Source organism: Enterobacter vonholyi (assembly GCF_040834095.1).
Taxonomy (GTDB): Bacteria; Pseudomonadota; Gammaproteobacteria; order Enterobacterales; family Enterobacteriaceae; genus Enterobacter; species Enterobacter vonholyi.
Window position 1 is genome coordinate 1,731,244 of sequence record NZ_CP162152.1, and the last position, 18,238, is coordinate 1,749,481.

General features: G+C 53.2%; 22 protein-coding genes. 11 read left to right on the plus strand and 11 right to left on the minus strand.

The annotated features are described in order from the left end of the window. From mnmA to rluE, 3 genes are read right to left on the minus strand one after another with little or no spacing between them, the layout of a single operon-like run. The gene (mnmA, locus tag AB3N39_RS08190) at positions 1 to 1,113 is read right to left on the minus strand and encodes a tRNA 2-thiouridine(34) synthase MnmA (RefSeq protein ID WP_021241033.1); all 1,113 of its coding nucleotides are present in this window, start codon (positions 1,111 to 1,113) and stop codon (positions 1 to 3) included. A 40-nt stretch (positions 1,114 to 1,153) separates the two neighbouring features. Continuing rightward, positions 1,154 to 1,627, minus strand: a complete 474-nt coding sequence (locus AB3N39_RS08195) for an NUDIX hydrolase (RefSeq protein WP_248174085.1) — start codon at positions 1,625 to 1,627, stop codon at positions 1,154 to 1,156. A gap of 9 nt (positions 1,628 to 1,636) precedes the next feature. After that, positions 1,637 to 2,290, minus strand: a complete 654-nt coding sequence (gene rluE, locus AB3N39_RS08200; protein WP_133294181.1) for a 23S rRNA pseudouridine(2457) synthase RluE — start codon at positions 2,288 to 2,290, stop codon at positions 1,637 to 1,639. A 117-nt stretch (positions 2,291 to 2,407) separates the two neighbouring features. Here rluE and icd point away from each other — a divergent pair, with 117 nt between their 5' ends. From icd to AB3N39_RS08215, 3 genes are all read left to right on the plus strand, one after another. Beyond that, entirely contained in the window at positions 2,408 to 3,658 is a 1,251-nt protein-coding gene (icd, locus tag AB3N39_RS08205) for an NADP-dependent isocitrate dehydrogenase (protein WP_023292761.1), read from the plus strand. Positions 3,659 to 3,735: 77 nt separating this feature from the next. Further along, the gene (locus tag AB3N39_RS08210) at positions 3,736 to 4,083 is read left to right on the plus strand and encodes a DUF1304 domain-containing protein (protein ID WP_133294182.1); all 348 of its coding nucleotides are present in this window, start codon (positions 3,736 to 3,738) and stop codon (positions 4,081 to 4,083) included. 74 nt (positions 4,084 to 4,157) lie between these two features. Further along, entirely contained in the window at positions 4,158 to 4,403 is a 246-nt protein-coding gene (locus AB3N39_RS08215) for a DUF2543 family protein (protein ID WP_111965567.1), read from the plus strand. 288 nt (positions 4,404 to 4,691) lie between these two features. On the opposite strand, the gene AB3N39_RS08220 is transcribed toward AB3N39_RS08215, so the two are convergent. Then, a complete protein-coding gene (locus AB3N39_RS08220) occupies positions 4,692 to 6,191 on the minus strand; it encodes an EAL domain-containing protein (protein WP_367897203.1) in 1,500 nt (499 codons plus the stop codon). Positions 6,192 to 6,426: 235 nt separating this feature from the next. Here AB3N39_RS08220 and AB3N39_RS08225 point away from each other — a divergent pair, with 235 nt between their 5' ends. The 3 genes from AB3N39_RS08225 to AB3N39_RS08235 all read left to right on the plus strand — a co-directional run bounded on the left by AB3N39_RS08225 (position 6,427) and on the right by AB3N39_RS08235 (position 10,079). Continuing rightward, a complete protein-coding gene (locus AB3N39_RS08225) occupies positions 6,427 to 7,947 on the plus strand; it encodes a cyclic diguanylate phosphodiesterase (protein ID WP_136194695.1) in 1,521 nt (506 codons plus the stop codon). Between the two features lie 125 nt (positions 7,948 to 8,072). After that, positions 8,073 to 9,545 carry a sensor domain-containing diguanylate cyclase gene (locus AB3N39_RS08230; RefSeq protein WP_111965763.1) on the plus strand — a complete coding sequence of 491 codons (1,473 nt, stop codon included), beginning with the start codon at positions 8,073 to 8,075 and terminating at the stop codon, positions 9,543 to 9,545. A gap of 285 nt (positions 9,546 to 9,830) precedes the next feature. Continuing rightward, positions 9,831 to 10,079, plus strand: coding sequence for a GlsB/YeaQ/YmgE family stress response membrane protein (locus AB3N39_RS08235; RefSeq protein ID WP_008500746.1), 249 nt, complete (start codon positions 9,831 to 9,833; stop codon positions 10,077 to 10,079). Positions 10,080 to 10,210: 131 nt separating this feature from the next. On the opposite strand, the gene AB3N39_RS08240 is transcribed toward AB3N39_RS08235, so the two are convergent. Together AB3N39_RS08240 and AB3N39_RS08245 are read right to left on the minus strand one after the other, a co-directional pair. After that, positions 10,211 to 10,309: a YoaK family small membrane protein gene (locus AB3N39_RS08240; protein WP_029739841.1), complete on the minus strand. Its 99-nt coding sequence runs from the start codon at positions 10,307 to 10,309 to the stop codon at positions 10,211 to 10,213. A 45-nt stretch (positions 10,310 to 10,354) separates the two neighbouring features. Further along, positions 10,355 to 11,383, minus strand: coding sequence for a sensor domain-containing diguanylate cyclase (locus AB3N39_RS08245; RefSeq protein WP_143345715.1), 1,029 nt, complete (start codon positions 11,381 to 11,383; stop codon positions 10,355 to 10,357). 309 nt (positions 11,384 to 11,692) lie between these two features. Here AB3N39_RS08245 and AB3N39_RS08250 point away from each other — a divergent pair, with 309 nt between their 5' ends. Both AB3N39_RS08250 and AB3N39_RS08255 read left to right on the plus strand, forming a co-directional pair. Beyond that, positions 11,693 to 11,947: a DUF333 domain-containing protein gene (locus AB3N39_RS08250; protein ID WP_133294185.1), complete on the plus strand. Its 255-nt coding sequence runs from the start codon at positions 11,693 to 11,695 to the stop codon at positions 11,945 to 11,947. A gap of 80 nt (positions 11,948 to 12,027) precedes the next feature. Then, complete coding sequence (locus tag AB3N39_RS08255; RefSeq protein ID WP_045401563.1) at positions 12,028 to 12,333, plus strand: periplasmic protein; 306 nt, start codon at positions 12,028 to 12,030, stop codon at positions 12,331 to 12,333. Here the strand turns inward: AB3N39_RS08255 and AB3N39_RS08260 are convergent, their stop codons facing one another. Then, positions 12,334 to 12,678: a DUF488 domain-containing protein gene (locus tag AB3N39_RS08260; protein ID WP_133294186.1), complete on the minus strand. Its 345-nt coding sequence runs from the start codon at positions 12,676 to 12,678 to the stop codon at positions 12,334 to 12,336. Positions 12,679 to 12,779: 101 nt separating this feature from the next. Between AB3N39_RS08260 and AB3N39_RS08265 the strand changes: the two genes are divergently transcribed. Further along, a complete protein-coding gene (locus AB3N39_RS08265; protein WP_133294187.1) occupies positions 12,780 to 13,487 on the plus strand; it encodes a CTP synthase in 708 nt (235 codons plus the stop codon). A gap of 31 nt (positions 13,488 to 13,518) precedes the next feature. On the opposite strand, the gene AB3N39_RS08270 is transcribed toward AB3N39_RS08265, so the two are convergent. Then, complete coding sequence (locus AB3N39_RS08270) at positions 13,519 to 14,706, minus strand: CynX/NimT family MFS transporter (RefSeq protein WP_367897204.1); 1,188 nt, start codon at positions 14,704 to 14,706, stop codon at positions 13,519 to 13,521. Positions 14,707 to 14,805: 99 nt separating this feature from the next. On the opposite strand from AB3N39_RS08270, the gene AB3N39_RS08275 reads away from it, so the two are divergent. Continuing rightward, positions 14,806 to 15,597: a helix-turn-helix transcriptional regulator gene (locus AB3N39_RS08275; protein ID WP_367897205.1), complete on the plus strand. Its 792-nt coding sequence runs from the start codon at positions 14,806 to 14,808 to the stop codon at positions 15,595 to 15,597. Here the strand turns inward: AB3N39_RS08275 and AB3N39_RS08280 are convergent. Continuing rightward, positions 15,581 to 16,027, minus strand: a complete 447-nt coding sequence (locus AB3N39_RS08280; protein ID WP_024908579.1) for a DUF441 domain-containing protein — start codon at positions 16,025 to 16,027, stop codon at positions 15,581 to 15,583. The two genes, AB3N39_RS08275 and AB3N39_RS08280, sit on opposite strands and share 17 nt — an antisense overlap. 144 nt (positions 16,028 to 16,171) lie before the next feature. Here AB3N39_RS08280 and yoaI point away from each other — a divergent pair, with 144 nt between their 5' ends. Next, positions 16,172 to 16,276 (plus strand): small membrane protein YoaI, encoded by a 105-nt coding sequence (gene yoaI, locus AB3N39_RS08285; protein WP_010430055.1) that lies wholly within the window; start codon positions 16,172 to 16,174, stop codon positions 16,274 to 16,276. Positions 16,277 to 16,296: 20 nt separating this feature from the next. Here the strand turns inward: yoaI and AB3N39_RS08290 are convergent, their stop codons facing one another. Further along, entirely contained in the window at positions 16,297 to 16,797 is a 501-nt protein-coding gene (locus tag AB3N39_RS08290) for a YbaK/prolyl-tRNA synthetase associated domain-containing protein (protein WP_133294189.1), read from the minus strand. A 98-nt stretch (positions 16,798 to 16,895) separates the two neighbouring features. Next, positions 16,896 to 18,179: a YeaH/YhbH family protein gene (locus AB3N39_RS08295; RefSeq protein WP_032651499.1), complete on the minus strand. Its 1,284-nt coding sequence runs from the start codon at positions 18,177 to 18,179 to the stop codon at positions 16,896 to 16,898. Positions 18,180 to 18,238: the final 59 nt, after the last annotated feature.

An 18,238-nucleotide genomic window follows, 5' to 3' on the forward strand; every position in this document is an offset into this window, starting at 1 on the left:
TTAAACAGCAGGCAGCGGCAGGCGCTGTTCAATGATCCCGCCGCCCAGGCAGATCTCACCGCTGTAGAAGACAGCAGACTGACCTGGGGTGACGGCGGCAACCGGCTCGTCGAAGCGCACGTCAATGCGATCGTCATCGAGCGCGGTAACGGTGCAAGGAATATCGGTCTGACGGTAGCGTGTTTTCACCGTGCAGCGCAGCGTGCCTTTCAGCGGCTCACGATCGACCCAGTGCAGCTGTTGCGCGATCAGGCCAACGGACATCAGACGCGGATGGTCGTGACCCTGAGCAACAACCAGAATATTGTTTTCGACATCTTTGTCGACTACGTACCACGGATCTTCGCTACCTTCTTTCGTTCCGCCGATACCCAGGCCTTTACGCTGGCCGAGCGTGTGGTACATCAGCCCCTGGTGCTGGCCAATCTCTTCCCCGTCGACGGTGACAATTTTACCCGGCTGTGCGGGCAGGTAACGTCCGAGGAAATCGCGGAATTTGCGCTCGCCGATGAAGCAGATACCGGTAGAGTCTTTTTTCTTCGCGGTGATCAGGTCCAGCTCTTCGGCGATTTTACGCACCTGCGGCTTTTCCAGCTCGCCGACCGGGAACAGGCTCTGGGCGATCTGCTCGTGGCTCAGCGTATAGAGGAAATAGCTTTGATCTTTGTTGCCGTCCAGACCGCGCAGCAGCTGGCTTTTACCATTCACGTCTGCACGACGCACATAGTGGCCGGTCGCGATGTAGTCAGCGCCCAAATCTTCCGCGGCGAATTCCAGGAAGGCCTTAAATTTGATCTCTTTGTTGCACAGAATATCCGGGTTCGGCGTGCGGCCCGCTTTGTACTCTTCCAGGAACAGTTCAAAAACGTTGTCCCAATATTCTGCAGCAAAGTTAACGGTGTGCAGTTCAATGCCGAGCTTATCGCATACGGCCTGCGCGTCGGCAAGATCCGCTGCGGCAGTGCAGTATTCCTCGCCATCATCTTCCTCCCAGTTCTTCATGAACAGGCCCTCCACCTTATAGCCCTGTTGCTGTAACAGGTAGGCGGAAACGGAGGAATCGACACCGCCGGACATGCCGACGATCACTTTTTTCTGGCTGTTATCTGACATGGAATACTCACGACATTGAACTTCAAGGCGACGTATTCTATCACGCCCCCCCACCATTGGCACCCTCTGTAAACGGCCAGTTAAATGCGCCGATGACATCCAGCGGCAGGCATGCGCCTGACTGCCAGCAGCGAATGCTTTCCGCAACCAGCGGGGAGCGCAGGTTTGGCGCATTCAGGATCTCGTCGGCGGTGACCCACAGACAGCGGTCTATATCGTCATCCTGCGGCTCAGTGGCGCACGTTTCGCTAAGCTCAACGGCGAATAAAAAGCGCAGGAACGGGGTGCTGTCGGGCGCAATCCACTGGTGCATACGGATGAAGTGCTGGGGTTCAGCGTGAATGCCTGTCTCTTCCCACAGCTCGCGTTTTGCTGCCTCCAGCAGGGTTTCATTGGCTTCAAGGTGTCCGGCAGGCTGGTTCCACAGCGCTTTGCCGTTAATGCTCTCTTCGACAACCAGGAATTTACCCCGGGCGTGGACCACGCAGGCAACCGTAACATGAGGTTTAAACATCATTTCTCCTTAAGGGGCAGCGTCGCGCCATTCGCCGTTTGCCAGCGTATCCAGCGTGTAGCTGCCCATGGCGTAGCGGATCAGACGCAGGGTAGGGAAGCCGACGTGTGCGGTCATGCGGCGAACCTGACGGTTGCGGCCTTCGTAAAGGGTGATTTTGAGCCAGCTTGTCGGGATGGATTTGCGTTCACGAATCGGCGGATTGCGCGGCCACAGCCACTCCGGTTCATTCACGCGTTCAATACCTGCGGGCAGTGTTGGGCCGTCGTTCAGCGTGACGCCTTTGCGCAATTTTTCCAGCGTTTGTTCGTCCGGCTCGCCTTCGACCTGGACGAAGTAAATTTTGCCGGTGCGTTTGCCCGGCTGCGTGAGCCTCGCCTGCAGCGCGCCGTCGTTGGTTAAGACCAGCAGGCCTTCGCTGTCGCGGTCCAGACGCCCGGCTGCGTAGACGCCATGAACGGGAATAAAATCCTTCAGCGTGCTGCGCCCGGCTTCATCGGTAAACTGCGGCAAAACATCGTAGGGTTTATTGAACAAAATAACCCGCTTTGGCTGGGTTTCTTGCGGTCTTCTGGCGGCTTGTCGTGAGCTGAATCGCTCAACCCGGTGTTTTGTAAAAGAAGTTTTCTTCATGGTATTTTCAGGCGTTATCAATTGCCGCATTATAGCCTAATAACGAAGACCTTTCATGGCGCAGGACAATCAGGTACTATCGAAGGGCTCATTACAATTTATTAACATAAGATCAGTAACAACCAGAAGCGCTCGAAGGAGAGGTTAATGGAAAGCAAAGTAGTTGTTCCGGCGGAAGGTAAAAAGATCACCCTGCAAAACGGCAAGATTAACGTTCCTCACAATCCGATTATCCCGTTCATTGAAGGTGACGGAATCGGTGTAGACGTTACCCCGGCGATGCTGAAAGTGGTTGATGCCGCTGTTGAGAAAGCCTACAAAGGCGAGCGTAAAATTTCCTGGATGGAAATTTACACCGGTGAGAAATCTACTCAAGTTTATGGCCAGGACGTCTGGCTGCCAGCAGAAACGCTGGACCTGATCCGCGACTACCGCGTTGCTATTAAAGGCCCACTGACGACGCCAGTTGGCGGCGGTATCCGTTCCCTGAACGTGGCACTGCGTCAGGAGCTGGACCTGTACGTGTGTCTGCGTCCGGTTCGTTACTATCAGGGCACCCCAAGCCCGGTTAAGCACCCTGAACTGACCGATATGGTTATCTTCCGCGAAAACTCAGAAGACATCTACGCGGGTATCGAATGGAAAGCGGACTCTGCTGACGCAGAAAAAGTGATTAAATTCCTGCGCGAAGAGATGGGCGTGAAGAAAATTCGCTTCCCTGAGCATTGTGGTATCGGCATCAAGCCATGTTCCGAAGAAGGGACCAAGCGTCTTGTGCGTGCGGCGATTGAATACGCTATCACCAACGACCGCGACTCTGTGACCCTGGTTCACAAAGGCAACATCATGAAGTTCACCGAAGGCGCGTTCAAAGACTGGGGCTACCAGTTGGCGAAAGAAGAGTTCGGCGGTGAGCTGATCGACGGCGGCCCATGGCAGAAGATCAAGAACCCGAACACCGGCAAAGAGATCGTCATTAAAGATGTGATCGCCGATGCGTTCCTGCAGCAGATCCTGCTGCGTCCTGCAGAATACGACGTGATTGCCTGTATGAACCTGAACGGTGACTACATTTCTGACGCCCTGGCAGCGCAGGTTGGCGGTATCGGTATCGCTCCTGGCGCGAACATCGGTGATGAATGCGCCCTGTTCGAAGCGACACACGGTACTGCACCAAAATACGCGGGTCAGGACAAAGTGAACCCAGGCTCTATCATCCTGTCTGCAGAGATGATGCTGCGTCATATGGAATGGTTCGAAGCCGCAGACCTGATCGTTAAAGGTATGGAAGGTGCGATTAACGCGAAAACCGTAACTTACGATTTCGAACGTCTGATGGAAGGCGCTAAGCTGCTGAAATGCTCAGAGTTTGGCGACGCGATTATCGCGAACATGTAATCCAGATTCTGGGTTAAACAAGAGCGGGGGCCTGAGGGTTCCCGTTTTTTTTGCCTCTGCCTGCGGGAGACAACACGATGCTAGCTACTCTTCTTATCGCTGTCGTTGCACTCATCCATCTCTACATTCTTGTGCTGGAAATGTTTCTGTGGAATACCAAAACAGGGCACAAGGCCTTTAATCTGCGTCCTGATTTTGCGCGCGATACCCGCGTACTGGCCGCGAATCAGGGGCTGTATAACGGTTTTCTGGCGGCAGGTCTGCTCTGGAGCCTCTGGCTCGGCGAAAAGGGTATTCAGGTGGCCATCTTCTTCCTGGCCTGCGTGCTGATCGCCGGGCTCTTTGGCGCAGCCACCGCCAGCCGGAAAATTTTGTATGTACAGGCCGTACCCGCTCTCGCGGCGCTGCTTGCGTTGCTCATCTGAAGCAATGCTTTGGTTGAGATAAGGCGTCCGATATACTGATGGCTTCACCCTTACAGGTTAGCGACGAGACAGTTATGAACAACGATATCCCACTGAAATATTATGACATTGCCGATGAGTACGCGACGGAAGCCGCAGAGTCCGTCGCTGAGTCAGAGCTCGACGCGCTGGCACATTATTTCCAGCTGCTGCTTACCCGTTTATCGAATAACGAGGAGATTAGCGAGGAAGCCCAGCAGGAGATGGCCGCTGAGGCCGGGATCCGTGCGGGGCGCATTGATGATATTGCGAACTTCCTCAATCAGTGGGGAAATGAATAGCCTGCTTCAAAAACCGTTATGCTGATGCTTTGCGATACAGCTAAGCATCACGCTATCGGACCACATGCACTTTTTCCGCAGAATATGCGAAGCGGGGGCGTCGATAAACAGCGCGAAAATAACGGTCAGGCAAAAGAGTACCACTGGGAATAGTAAGGATAATTTCACGTTTTTAACCAAAATATGAGTGTGCTTCAGGGTAATCTACCGTCTGATTGTGACGACTATATGTTTTTGCGTAAAAAATTGAAATGCCCGACTGGAAAAAACGGGCACGCCAGTTTTGGATTACGGTGTGACGCCGGTGAGTTGCTTCGCCAGTTCGCTGCGGGTGAGTGCTTTTGAAAAATACCATCCCTGGATCAGGGCATCGGGATATCTGTCCGCAATAAAGCGATATTGAATTTCATTTTCCACGCCCTCGAATACAAGCGTTTTATTCAATCTTGCAAGAGCATCGCTGAAGATAGCGAAGATGTTTTGCTTATAATGCTCGCTGATGCCGTCCACCAGCGACTTATCAATTTTGATTTCATCATATTCAAGCAGCGACAGGCGGGCGAGGTTCGAGTTTTGCACGCCAAAATCATCTATTGATATTTTAACGCCGAGCGATTTGAGCTCCCGACAGAATCCCTCTAGGATATCTGCCGTTGAAACGGCTTTCTCAGAGAGTTCGACCTTCATCAGGGAAAGGGGTAGGTGATTGGCAAAACACGCACGACGCAAAATGGTAATGAACTGTCCATCTTCAATTTCCTTCCGCCCAACGTTGATTGAGACTATCAGCTGGTGTTTTATCGCCAGTGGGGCAATTTCGGAAAGGGATTTTTCGATAATATTACTATAATATTTTTTATACAGACCAATCTTCTTAATTAATGGAATAAACAGCTCCGGAGAGACGTCCCCGTGCTTTTGATCGCACCATCTCGACAGAACTTCAACACCCACGATTTTTTTATCGTGAATGCGGATAATGGGCTGATAGTTAACGCAGATGGTATTCGTGATGACGGCTTTGATCAGCGTGCGTTCCAGAGAAAAACGATCTTCATAGATTCGGAAGATAAACAACGTAATCGCGATCCAGATCAAACAGAGAATGACCGCAAGAAGCGCAAAGATAAACGGAGGTAACGAGGCCAGCCCAGCGTCATGATGCTTCACGATGACGCACAGGTCCCAGAAGGCGCTGCACTGCGTCAGGGTCAGGGTAAACAACGTCGAATGCAGCCAGCTCTGCTGATTTAGCTCCGGAGCGGCCGAAAAAAAGACTCTGCCGAAGTCTTTCGTGGTAGCACTTAGCGAATAACTTGCGGTAACCGGGCTGAATTTATCGTAAGCATAGCGGGAGGTGAAGATAATAATATTGTTATAAATTGCCGCGTTGCCCGTGAAAAAGTCTTTTCGCGAAAACTGGGCCAGGAGAAAGCCTCTCGGCGTTTTATGCAGTTCTGCAGGAAGTGCAACGGGCGTTGCGAGTTTCCCCCAAAAAGCGGTACAGACTATTTTTCCCTTTTCGATAAAACCAATATCGCCAAAATAAAGATTATTAAGCTTGATTTGTCTGTAGCTATCAAGGCTGGCTTTATCACATCCCTGCGTCGTTATGCTTTTTAGGCCCAGCGCAACGTTTTGGGACAGGTCTTCTGAATAATGTAAAAGGGTTCGGGATATTTCGAGCTGTTTGCTCTTCTGCTGTCCTGTGATGACAGCATTGACGGCATAAAGAGACAGGAAGACCAGAAGCGTTGAAACGATAGCAACGGCAATGCGCTTTTTCATTTTCCAGATATCCAGTCCGCTCCCTGATTTCACAAAGCTTAACACAGCTTGGGCAAGGAACAAGCCTGATAGTCACGTCATGTGAGCAAATTCAGGCAGGTGAACTCATACGAAAGCATCAGTTTTTTAAGACAATTCTCAGCTAAGCTATTTTCATTGTCATAAGCAACGCCGGATTAGCACAGGCTTTTCTTCTAGTACATCCATGCTTGTTTTTTCTATTAAGGAAAACATCATGCGCAACGTGATGATCCCTATTATGAGTGCCCTGTTTCTTTTTCTGAGCGGCATTCTGATTATTAACTGGCAGCTATGGCAGATGGCGAAGCTGAGTAATAGTCATGCCGCGACGGCAAGCACCCAAAAAATAGAAAGTATTCTGGCTGAAGCAGTCAGTGCGGCCAGCACGGCGAAGCGCGTTGCGGAGCAGGGGTGTACCAGTAGCGGACAGCTGGCGTTGGGGACGGAAGCCGCGCTAAAACCGCATCTGCGCGCCATCATGATCCAGCAGCAGGGCAGAATCATCTGTACTTCCCTTCCCGGGAATGGCGTATTGATTATTCACCCTGAGACCTTACCTGCCGAAAAGTTGATGCTGCTACCCGGCAATCGGCTGGTGAACGGCATGCCGGTGCTTGTCTTTCAGATGCCCGTTGCGGGAGGGCGCGTCATGGTCAGCATCAGCGACGCGCATTTGCAGGATGCCATTACGAGCGCATCAAATAGCGTTGGCCTGGGACTGGTTGTCGGCGAAAGAATGTTTACCCGCAGCGGTGATGTGACCGGCTGGAAAGCGGCCTCGTGGGCGGGGTCACTTACGACATCTTCGCAGTTCCCCTTTAGCCTGGCCTGGCAGCCTCCTGCCTTTTTTAGCCTGACGCGGCTACTGCACCAGGGATGGAGCCTGATACTGCTTATTCTTGCATTATCCGTGGCGGTGGGCATTTTGATTCGTCGTTACAAGGGGAAAAGCACCTCATTCGAAGACGATTTGCGCAAAGCCATTTTGCAGGGGGAGATCGAGCCTTATTATCAGCCCATCGTGAACGGGGATACCGGCGGGTTGTACGGCGTTGAGGTCCTGGCGAGATGGAAACATCCAAAGTCAGGCTTTATCCCGCCGGATGTCTTTATTCCGATTGCCGAACGTAGCGGTTTAATTATCCCGTTAACCAAAGGGTTGATGGCGAAAGTGGTCGCACAGCTTAAACCATTGTTGCCTAAGCTACCGGACGGGTTTCATATCGGGGTGAACATCAGCGCCAGACACATCAATGCACCTTCCTTTATCGGGGACTGTCGCGTCTTCGGTAAGGGGTTTCAGGGTAAAGAAGTCAAACTGGTTCTCGAGGTGACCGAGCGTGAACCGCTGATCGATAATCCTCACCTGGTGGAAAACCTCAACATGCTGCATAACGCCGGTTTTGTTATTGCCCTTGATGATTTTGGTACGGGTTATTCCGGGCTGTCATGCCTTAATGCGCTTGCCATTGATTATATTAAAATTGATAAAAGCTTTGTGAACCGGGTTTCAGAGGAAAAGGACTCAACGATCCTGCTGGACTGCGTCATTGATCTGGCGAAAAAACTCTCATTGCGCATTGTAGCTGAAGGAGTAGAAACAAAAGAGCAGCTGGAGTATCTCAGCCGTAATGAGATTACCCTGTTACAGGGATATTATTTTGGTAAGCCCGTCTCCTATATCGATTTTATTAAAGTCATTTTATCTAAACCCAGGGAGATCGTAAGTTTGTAAATCAAAATAAAGGCAAGCTTCCGTTGTCTGCTTAAGTGCAATTCATTTTCCTCTTATCCCGAGCTTTGTTACAGTGACAAGAGTTGTCAGCCAGGGATGTCAGGCGTGATAAGGTGGAAAAGCTCGTGCATGTGAAAAATACTTTTTACACAACAACCATTACCGTCATCATTGTTTCATTGATCCTCTCGCTGTCGCTCGCCGTCCAAATAGCCACGTCCAGACAGCAGTCAATCCAGCAAATTAATACCAGCGTTGCTAACCTGAGCCATACCCTTGATGTCTACACCGAGGGGATCATGCGCCAGAGTGAGATGTTAATTACTACCGTTTCCGACATAATCGAAATTTATGGTATGACCCCGCAGCAGGCGACCAATATTCAGCACATGATCAATAATCAGGATAACCTTCTTACCCAGATTAATAATGTGGTTGTTTACAACGCTCAGGGCGATATCTTCACCGCACTGCATGAAAGTTTTACCGGATCACGCAAAGGCTCGGACAGAGAGTTTTTTATCTATCACAAAGAAAATAAAACTCAGCAGATTTTTATTGGGGAGCCGGTGGTAAGCAGAACCAATGGCAAATGGGTTATCACCATCAGTCGACGCCTTGAAACCGAGAGCGGGGCATTTAACGGAGTGGTGGTGGTGACGCTGGGTATCGAAAATTTTCTGGCACTCTACGGGCAGATTAATATCGGTCACTCGGGCGTCATCGGCTTAACGACGCAATCAGGCGTGCTGCTGGTCCGTTATCCCTTTAAAAATACTTATATCGGCACGATTGTTTCTGATTCACCGCTATTCAGGAAATATCTCAAGGTACAAAATTCGGGGATAGCCAGCTCCATCTCCCGGTTTGATAAAATCGAGCGCATTTATGCCTACGAGAAAAACAGACGCTACGGACTGGTCACCACCGTGGCCGTTAGCATTGATGAAGCACTTGCACCCTGGCGCAAACAGGCCATTCAGCTGGCGGTGCTCATTTTCGTGTTCACGGCGATCCTCATCGTGGCGTCATACTTCCTGTATTCCGACCTGTCCCGAAAAACAAGGGATAACAAAGCGCTGAAGATTATTGCCTCAGAAGATGCGTTGACCGGGCTGTACAACCGCCGCTTCTTTGATGAAAAAATCCTCTCGGAAATCACTATGTGTGCTGAGCATGACGCACCGATTTCGATACTGATCGTGGACGTGGATTACTTCAAAAAATACAACGATAACTATGGTCATCCGGAAGGGGACCGGTGTCTGGCAATGCTCGGAAACAGCCTCAGGGAGAGCCTTACGCGTGATAATCAGATTGTGGCGCGATACGGCGGAGAAGAGTTTGCGCTGATATTGCCGGATACGGATATTCAGGATGCGCTCCGACTGGCGCAGACGATTATTCGCAATGTCTTTTCCCTGCAAATTGCGCATGCTTTTAGCCCCTTCGGACGGGTAACGGTCAGCGTCGGGATTTCTACCGCACGTGCTGTCGACATCGCTGGCAGCCAGCAAAATATCATTATTGCCGCTGACCAGGCGCTCTATCAGGCAAAGCGCGCAGGACGTAACCGTTACGCGTTTGTTGGGGTATGAGCAGAAAAAAAAGCCCACTCAGGAGTGGGCAAGAAAAACTGGAAGCAATGTGAGCAATGTCGTACTGAATACCTGAGTATTTCGCTCAACTATTCAGTGTTGAGAAAGATAATCTTTCTCAACAAAAGATGCAACCCCACAGTTTATGTGGCACGCTCTTTTTGTTGATGAATAATGAGTCACTCTCTCATTGTGATGCCTATCACAAATTTCCTTTCTGAAATCCTGTGCTATTCTTTTTTGTGTCGTTGATTTAATGACAAAAACCATACAGAGAGGAAAGTTATGGGAATTTTATCCTGGATTATCTTTGGGCTTATTGCGGGTATTCTGGCGAAGTGGATCATGCCGGGCAAAGATGGCGGTGGGTTTATCGTCACCGTAATACTGGGTATTGTCGGCGCAGTAGTCGGCGGCTGGATCAGTACGCTGTTCGGTTTTGGCAAAGTCGATGGCTTTAACTTCGGCAGTTTCGCCGTCGCGGTGATTGGTGCGCTGGTTGTTCTGTTTATCTACAGAAAAATCAAAAGCTAAGGCTTAAAAGCGTTGAAAAAAGGCTGCCAGATGGCGGCCTTTTTACGTATTGGCGTTTACCACCAGCCAAGCTGGGTGCCGGCAAACGCCGCGATGGCAACGATCAGCATAATGAGGGTCGTTTTTCTCATTTATGCCCCAGGCGCCGCGTAACCACCGACAAAAAACCACGCTAAAAAAATCACCGCCGTTATAAAAATAACGACCGGGAAGAGGATCCCTATTCTCATATCATCACCTGTTTCGGTTTTTGTAACGCCGTAGAGTGTACGGGGTTAATCCATAGTGAGAAAGCGTGTTTTGCTTTTTCCTTTCTTATCCTGATACATCGCGACATCCGCGCCGCGTAATGCGCTGTCAGGATCGGTTGCGGCAGGGTCCACTTCGATAACGCCGAGGCTGGCGCCCGGATAAATAATATGAACGCTGCCCAGCCAGTATTCGCCTGCGATACAGGCGCTGAGGCGCGTTTTGAGCAGCGTAACCTGCGCGTTATCTCCGTCCTCGTGGAGCTGGCTCAGCGATGCGACCAGAAATTCATCACCGCCCAGTCGGCCGATAATATCGTCCTCCTGTTTCTCTTCCGTCAAACGCTTGCCCACTTCTATCAGGAACTGGTCGCCAGCCTCATGGCCGTAACGATCGTTAATCAGTTTGAAATCATTCAGATCGATGAACGCGATGATGGCGTTACGCTTAAGGTGCCGGGCCAGAGAAAACAGCGTGGTCAGATCTTCAAAAATGGCGCGACGGTTGGGTAAACCGGTAAGGGCATCCGTGTAGGAGTGCGCGATGAGGGCCGCATTGGCTTCGCGAAGCTGGGTTACCAGCGACTCTTTCTGGATGGACTGGGCGATCAGCCCGGCGAAGAGCTTCAGAACCTGTTCCCCGCGCTCGCTAAGCGGCTTTCTGGCCGTGCTGGTGGCGCAGAGCGTACCGTAGAGTGAACCATCCGCAAGATGGACAGGTATACTCATGTAGGTCGTAATGCCAAGCGCTTTTGCGGCTTCACACTCGGGCCAACGTTCGGGTACGTCATTGCTGAATAACGTGTCACTGTCCAGCGCACGCTTGCACAGCGTCTCGTCCCATGGGACGCTCAGACCCTCCGGGATCGTCATCTGCTTGCTGTTGCGGGCGTAGAGGATGTGCTGCAGCCGCGCCTCGATATCGACCTTCGTCAGGTAGGTCGACTCCATGTCGGTGACAATCTCCAGCATCTCCAGCAGCTGGCGAACGAGGCTTTCAAGGGACTGCTCGGTGGCAAGGGTTTCTGAAACGCGAGCGAGGATAAGATCCGACATGACGTAGAATGACTCCCAGGCAGAAGACGTCTGCATCTGCATGTTATGCTGAGTTTTTAGGCTTCAGGCATAGTAAAACATGAATACAGAAAATTTAATATATGCAGGAAGCGGGGAGCAGGCGAGAAAAAAAGCCCCGTTGTTGAGACCGGGGCAAAGACATCTTGATTACGGAATGATGTTCTCTGGTCAAATCGAGAACATGCCACACTATAGTGCTGAAAAGTGCAGTTAAAATGGAGAAATCATGGAGAACGCGGCGATGACCCGTTACCCTTAGGGTGTAATGACGTCAAAAGGATCAATGAGATGAGATTTCTGCTTCTGGCGCTGGCGCTTCCCCTGACCGCCTGTACCGCAAAACCCACGCCACCCGATGCGCCAAAACCGCCGCACGCTATTGGTATGGCGAACCCGGCCTCCGTCTACTGCCTGGAGAAAGGCGGGGAACAGATCCCAATTCAAAGCCCGCAGGGCGTTCGCACCGAGTGCAAATTACCGGGCGGGGAAGTGATCGATGAATGGACGCTCTATCGTCGCGATCGTCCGCAACCCACCAGGTGACAGACGGATACCGCCTGCGATACACTTCTCTTTAGGATTAATCTTAGCCAGTTTCTGGCATTCGTTTCCGCGAGAGAAGTATGTTTCAGCTAAAACCGGGCAGCATGGCGATGATCGTGGGTGCCCGCACGGCGTCAGGCCGTCGCAATATTGGTAAATCTGTTGAGCTATTTGGCCTCTGCCAGCCTGGCCTGCGTTTTGTTAACCCGGTCAACGGCGTGATGACGCAATTACCGGCCACCGCAGATCGCGCGCTTTGGCTGGTGACGGGTGATGTCTACGCCTTTGACAACCAGCACGGCTTTGCGTTTGTACGCGCCGAACATCTGATGCCGCTCACCCCGGATGAAGCGCCGCAAATTCTGGATGAACTGACGATCGGCTGATCACAGATGACGCAGCCAGTCGGCTAAGATCAGGGCGTGATTTTGCTCCGCGTTTTTGGCAGCAAAGAGCAGGGTGACGGTCTGCCTGCGCGCCAGCGTCGCCAGACGCACTCCCTCGTCAGCATGTTTCGCAAGCTCTTCCCGATAGGCCTGACTGAAGGCGGTGAAATCAATGGTTTCGCTATGAAAGGCCTTGCGTAGTTCATTCGAGGGCGTGAGCGCTTTACACCATTCATCATAGACGAGGTCCGTTTTTTTAAGCCCGCGAGGCCAGAGCTTGTCCACCAGCACCCGATAGCCGTCGTCCGGACCTGCCTGTTCGTAAACGCGTTTGCACTGAATCATGATTCCACCCTCCCAATTTAAGGTATTGTGATAACTGCAAAAGATCGGTAGTCTGAGGTTCCTTATGTTATCTGATAATACTCTGGCATAAGGAACCTTTCATGGAACACCTCCCGGTTAAAACGACGCTGCGCATTGCGCTGGTTGGCGATTACAATCCCAATGTTATTGCGCATCAGGCGATCCCGTTGGCCATTGACGACGCTGCAGCAGTCCTTGACCTCACCGCCGATTACGACTGGCTGGCCACCACGGAGCTGACTAGCCCTGAAGATCTGGTGGGCTACGATGCCATCTGGCTGGTTCCTGCCAGCCCCTACAAAAACACCGAGGCCGCTTTTATTGCCGCGCGCTACGCCCGTGAAAACAGCATCCCGTTCCTGGGCACCTGCGGCGGATTCCAGCATGCGCTGATTGAGTATGCCCGAAACGTGCTGGGCTGGGCCGATGCGGCACACGCTGAGACGGATACCGAAGGCACCATGGTGATTGCGCCGCTGACCTGCTCGCTGGTGGAAAAAACCGATGCGATTGAACTGCGCAAAAATACGCTGATCGCCAAAGCATACGGCAAGCCGGAAATTGAAGAGGGGTATCACTGTAACTATGGTGTGTCGCCGGCGTTTGCACAGGCGCTGGAAAGCGGTGATATGCATGTTACGGGCTGGGACGATCAGGGGGAAATTCGCGCCGCGGAGCTGGTTACGCACCCGTTCTTCGTGATTACCTTATTCCAGCACGAGCGTGCCGCGCTCGAAGGGCGTCCGGTCGTGCTGGTGCAGGCGATGCTGCGCGCCGCTCGCGGGTAAAAAAGGCAGACCCGAGGGTCTGCCACACAGTTTAACGGGGCGCGATCTCCCGGTCTCGCCCGGCTAAGATACCGCAGAGGGCCATTATCACGGCGGCCAGGGCGCAGCCCAGAAGCGGGATTTGCCAGTCTCCTGCGCTATCGTGAATTTTTCCCATCAGCGGGGGACCGCAGGCGGCGAGCAGATAGCCAATCGACTGCGCCATGCCGGACAACGCCGCCGCCTGGTGCGCAGAACTGGCGCGCAGACCGATGAACGTCAGGCCGAGGATCATCGTTGCCCCTGTGCCAAAGCCAAACACCAGCGTCCACATCACCGCCATACCCGGCATAAACCATAATCCCGCCGCGCTTATCGCGCACATCAGCGCCACCGCGCCTGCGATCGCCCGCTGGTCTTTCAGGCGGTGGAGGATCAGCGGAACGGCGAGTCCCGGAACGGCCGTAGCCAGCTGCAATAGACCGTGCACCGAGCCAGCCTGGGCTTCGCTGTAGCCGTGGCTCAGCAGTATCGCCGGCAGCCAGCCGATGATGACGTAGTAAATCAGCGAGTTTATCCCCAAAAAGAGCGTGACCTGCCAGGCGAGGGCCGAGCGCCAGATCGCGCGGTTATGTAGCGCGCCTGCGGCCGTTACCGTTGCGACGTGTTTCTGACGCCACTGGGGCAGCCAGAGCAGCAGCGCGACCAGCGGAAACGCCATCAGCATCAGCAGCGCGCCATGCCAGCCCGCACTCCCTTGTGCCAGGGGAACAATCATCGCTGAGCCAAACGCCGCCGAGACGCCCATCGTCAGGGAATAGGCTCCGGTGAGCTTCGCCACCTGGCCGGGAAAATCACGCTTAATTAATCCGGGTAACAGCACGTTCCCGAGCGCAATACCGCAGCCGACGATCGCCGTTCCGGTGAAAAGCAAAGCGGCGGAAGGAAGGGAGCGAACGGCAATCCCGACGCAAATCAGCAGCAGGGCGATAAACAGGCTGCGCTCCATGCCGATACGCCGGGCAACGCCCGCGGCGAGCGGCGAGACAATGGCGAAAGCCAGCAGGGGCAGGGTGGTCAGCAGACCGGTTTGCGCCGTACTTAAGCCATAATCAAGACGAATTGTATCGAGCAGCGGCGCTGCGCCGGTAAAGGTGACGCGAAGCGTAGTGGCAATTATCAGGATGCCTGCAATCAACAGCGCGCCGTGTTTTCCTGAGGTGCGAATAGCAGTAGTCATTATGTTCTCATACGTTCAAGCGAGCGCACACAATACCCATTTTATCAGCGGTTGAAATCAGGCTAAAATGACAGTTTATCGCTAATATCGGACAAACTGATGATTGGTCTGGGACTGGAAGGCTACGATCCTGATAGCCAGTACGATGCGGCCGTCGCATTTCGCATTCAGGTAGTGGCGGAGGAACAGTATATTCCCCGGCATCATCACCGTAAGGGGCAGCTGATTCTGGCCCTCGGCGGCGCAATCACCTGTGAAGTGGAAAATGCCATGCTGATGGTTCCGCCTCAGTATGCCGTCTGGATCCCCGGCCAGATGCCTCACAGCAACAGGGCCACGCCGGGCGCGCAGCTCTGCTTTTTGTTTATTGAACCTGGGACGGCAAGCTTGCCCGACCGCTGCTGCACCCTGAAAATCTCTCCTCTGGTGCGGGAGCTAATTTTATCCCTGGCGGAAAAGTCGCGTGAACAACTCCCACTTGCGGCCACATCGCGCCTGGTGGACGTTCTGTTTGACGAGCTGCCGCTCCAGCGGCAGGAGCATCTGCAGCTGCCCGTCTCGCCCCATCCTAAAATTCGGCTGATGAGCGAGAAGATGGCGGAAGAGCCTGCCGCCTGGCAGACGCTGGCGCAGTGGGCGAGCCACTTCGCCATGAGCGAACGCAGCCTGGCGCGGCTGGTGGTGAAAGAGACCGGTTTAAGCTTTCGCCGCTGGCGTCACCAGCTGCAGCTGATTGTGGCATTAAAGCACCTGATCGGCGGGAAATCGGTACAGCAGGTGGCCCAGTCACTGGGCTATGACTCTACCACCGCGTTTATCACCATGTTCAGAAAGGGACTGGGCCAGACGCCAGCGCGTTATATGGCCAGCCTGACTACGACTTCCCGATAAACAGAGAGACAAGGCCTGCCGCAATGAGCGGGCCGACCGGTACGCCACGAAAGAGCGCCACGCCCAGCACGGTGCCCACCAGCAGACCCGCCACCAGCGAGGGCTGGCTGCTCATCAGCGTAACGCCGCGTCCCCCCAGCCACGAAACAAAAATCCCCACCGCGATCGCCACCAGCGATTTCCAGTTTACAAACGAGTGCAGCAGGGTTGATGCGGGAAGGGTGCCGCTGGCAATCGGCGCCATCACCCCAATGGTTAAGATGATAATCCCGATGGTGAGGCCTTGTTTTTCTATCCACGGGAAAAAGGTATTTAACGGGGTCACGCGCACAATGATCAGCACCAGAATCGAGATGGCGACGGTGGTGTTATGGCTGACAAAGCCGAGCGCGGCCAGTGCCAGAAGTATGAGCAGAGTAGGGTCAAACATAGGGAATCCTTGCCAGAAAAATTGTTCTGTTTACTGTAAGCGCAAACGCGGCAGAGAACAGTTTTAAAAAGATTTTGTCGTTGTCATAACCTTGTCATTTACGCGGATTAAAACGAAAGCAGATATCGCAAAAGGGTCGCCATCATGAACGATCACATGTTTGTTGAAACGCTGATTATCTCCTCATCGTTTTTCGCTATTGCCGTTATTCTCGTCGCCTCCGTGCTGTTTCTGGAACGAAAAGGCTGACAGGGCGTCAGCCATCGCAGTTACGCTTTATGGAAGGTGACGAGCTCAGGACGGGCGATGCGCAGGTAATCCTGGGTATCCATAATCACGGATTTCTCCAGCAGGCCGGCGTTAAACGCGATTTCGTCAAAACGCTCGAACAGCAGCGGGTCGGCAACCAGCGCCAGGTCAGGATGGAAGCTAAAGGGCGGGATAGCGCCGAAAACGCAGGCGGTCAGGGCATCGACTTCCGCCGGGCTGGCGAGGGAGGCTTTTAGCCCGCCAAAATGGCTGGCAAGCTGGCTTAGGTCAGCCTGCAGATCGGCGGCGAGGATCGCCAGAACGTGTTTTTTTACGCCGTTTCCCTTCACCTTGCAGACCAGGGCTTTTGCGCCTTGCCGCAGGTCGGTCCCGCGAATTTCACTTACCGCTTCACATTTCCCGACAGCCTCGTGCTCCATGACGCGAAACCGCGCGCCCTGCTCGGTGAGTAAGGTAATCAGTTGCTGGTGGGTTCCTGCCTCAATAACGTCGTCAGTCATAACGATTTCCCGGTGATAATCCAGTATGCAGCATTCTACATTAGCACGGGATGAGCGGGGTCGAAAGAAAACAGCCAGCGGGCTCGCTGGCTGTTGGGTTATGCGTTGCTGGTAGCAGACTGTTTGTGGAACAGCTCTCTGAACACCGGATAAATATCATCCTGGTCACGGATATGCTGCATGGCAAAATTGTCGAACATCGCCTGCAGATGCTCATATTCTCGCCACAGGGTCTGGTGCGCGCGGCGGGTGATTTCGATATAGCTGTAGTAACGCACCACAGGCAGAATTTTCTTCGCCAGAATCTCGTGACACAGCGGTGAGTCGTCGGCCCAGTTATCGCCGTCCGACGCCTGCGCGGCATAAATATTCCACTGCGCCGGGTCGTAGCGCTCTTTGACCACTTCATCCATCAGCTTCAGCGCGCTCGAGACGATGGTCCCCCCGGTTTCCTGAGAGTAGAAGAACTCATGTTCATCCACCTCCTTCGCCTGGGTGTGGTGGCGGATATAGACCACCTCCACGTTCTTATAGGTTCTGCTCAGGAACAGGTAGAGCAGGATATAAAAACGCTTCGCCATATCCTTGGTTGCCTGATCCATCGAGCCGGACACGTCCATCAGACAGAACATCACCGCCTGGCTAGAGGGCTCAGGGCGTTTTTCGTAGTTCTTGTAGCGCAGGTCAAAGGTGTCGATAAACGGTACCCGTTCGATCTTCGCCCTCAGCTCTGCAATCTCTTTACGCAGGCGCTCCTCTTCCAGCAGTTGCGCCGGTTCCGTGTTTTCCACCACCTTCAGGCTGCTCTCCAGCTCGCGCAGCTCGCGACGTTTTCCTGCCGTCATGGCCGTACGCCGCGCCAGCGAATTCTGCAGCGAACGTACGACGCTGATGTTGGCGGGCACGCCGTTGGCGGTATAGCCCGCGCGGTGAGTTTTATATTCATTAAGCTGACGATGCTGATTCTTCTTCAGATTCGGCAGCGCCAGGTCTTCGAACAGCAGGTCGAGATATTCATCTTTTGAAATCTGGAAGACAAATTCGTCCTGACCTTCACCGTCCTGGCTGGCCTGTCCCTGACCGCTTCCTGAACCACCTCCGCCGCCCTGAGGGCGCTCAATTCTGTCGTTCTGAACGAAGTGGTCATTACCTGGGTGTACGCGATGGCGCAGGCCGCCTCGCCCCTGATGAAACATCGGTTCGCTGATGTCATCAGTGGGGATGGAGACAGACTCGCCGCTGTCGACGTCGGTCACCGAGCGTTTGTTGATGGCCTCGGAGATAGACTGTTTAATTTGCGCTTTATAACGACGCAAGAAGCGCTGGCGGTTCACCGTGCTCTTGTTTTTGCCGTTAAGACGCCGGTCAATAAACCAGGTCATATACCCCCCGTACTGCATTTGCCAACTTGCATTTTGTAGGCCCGGCAGGCTCTAAGCGC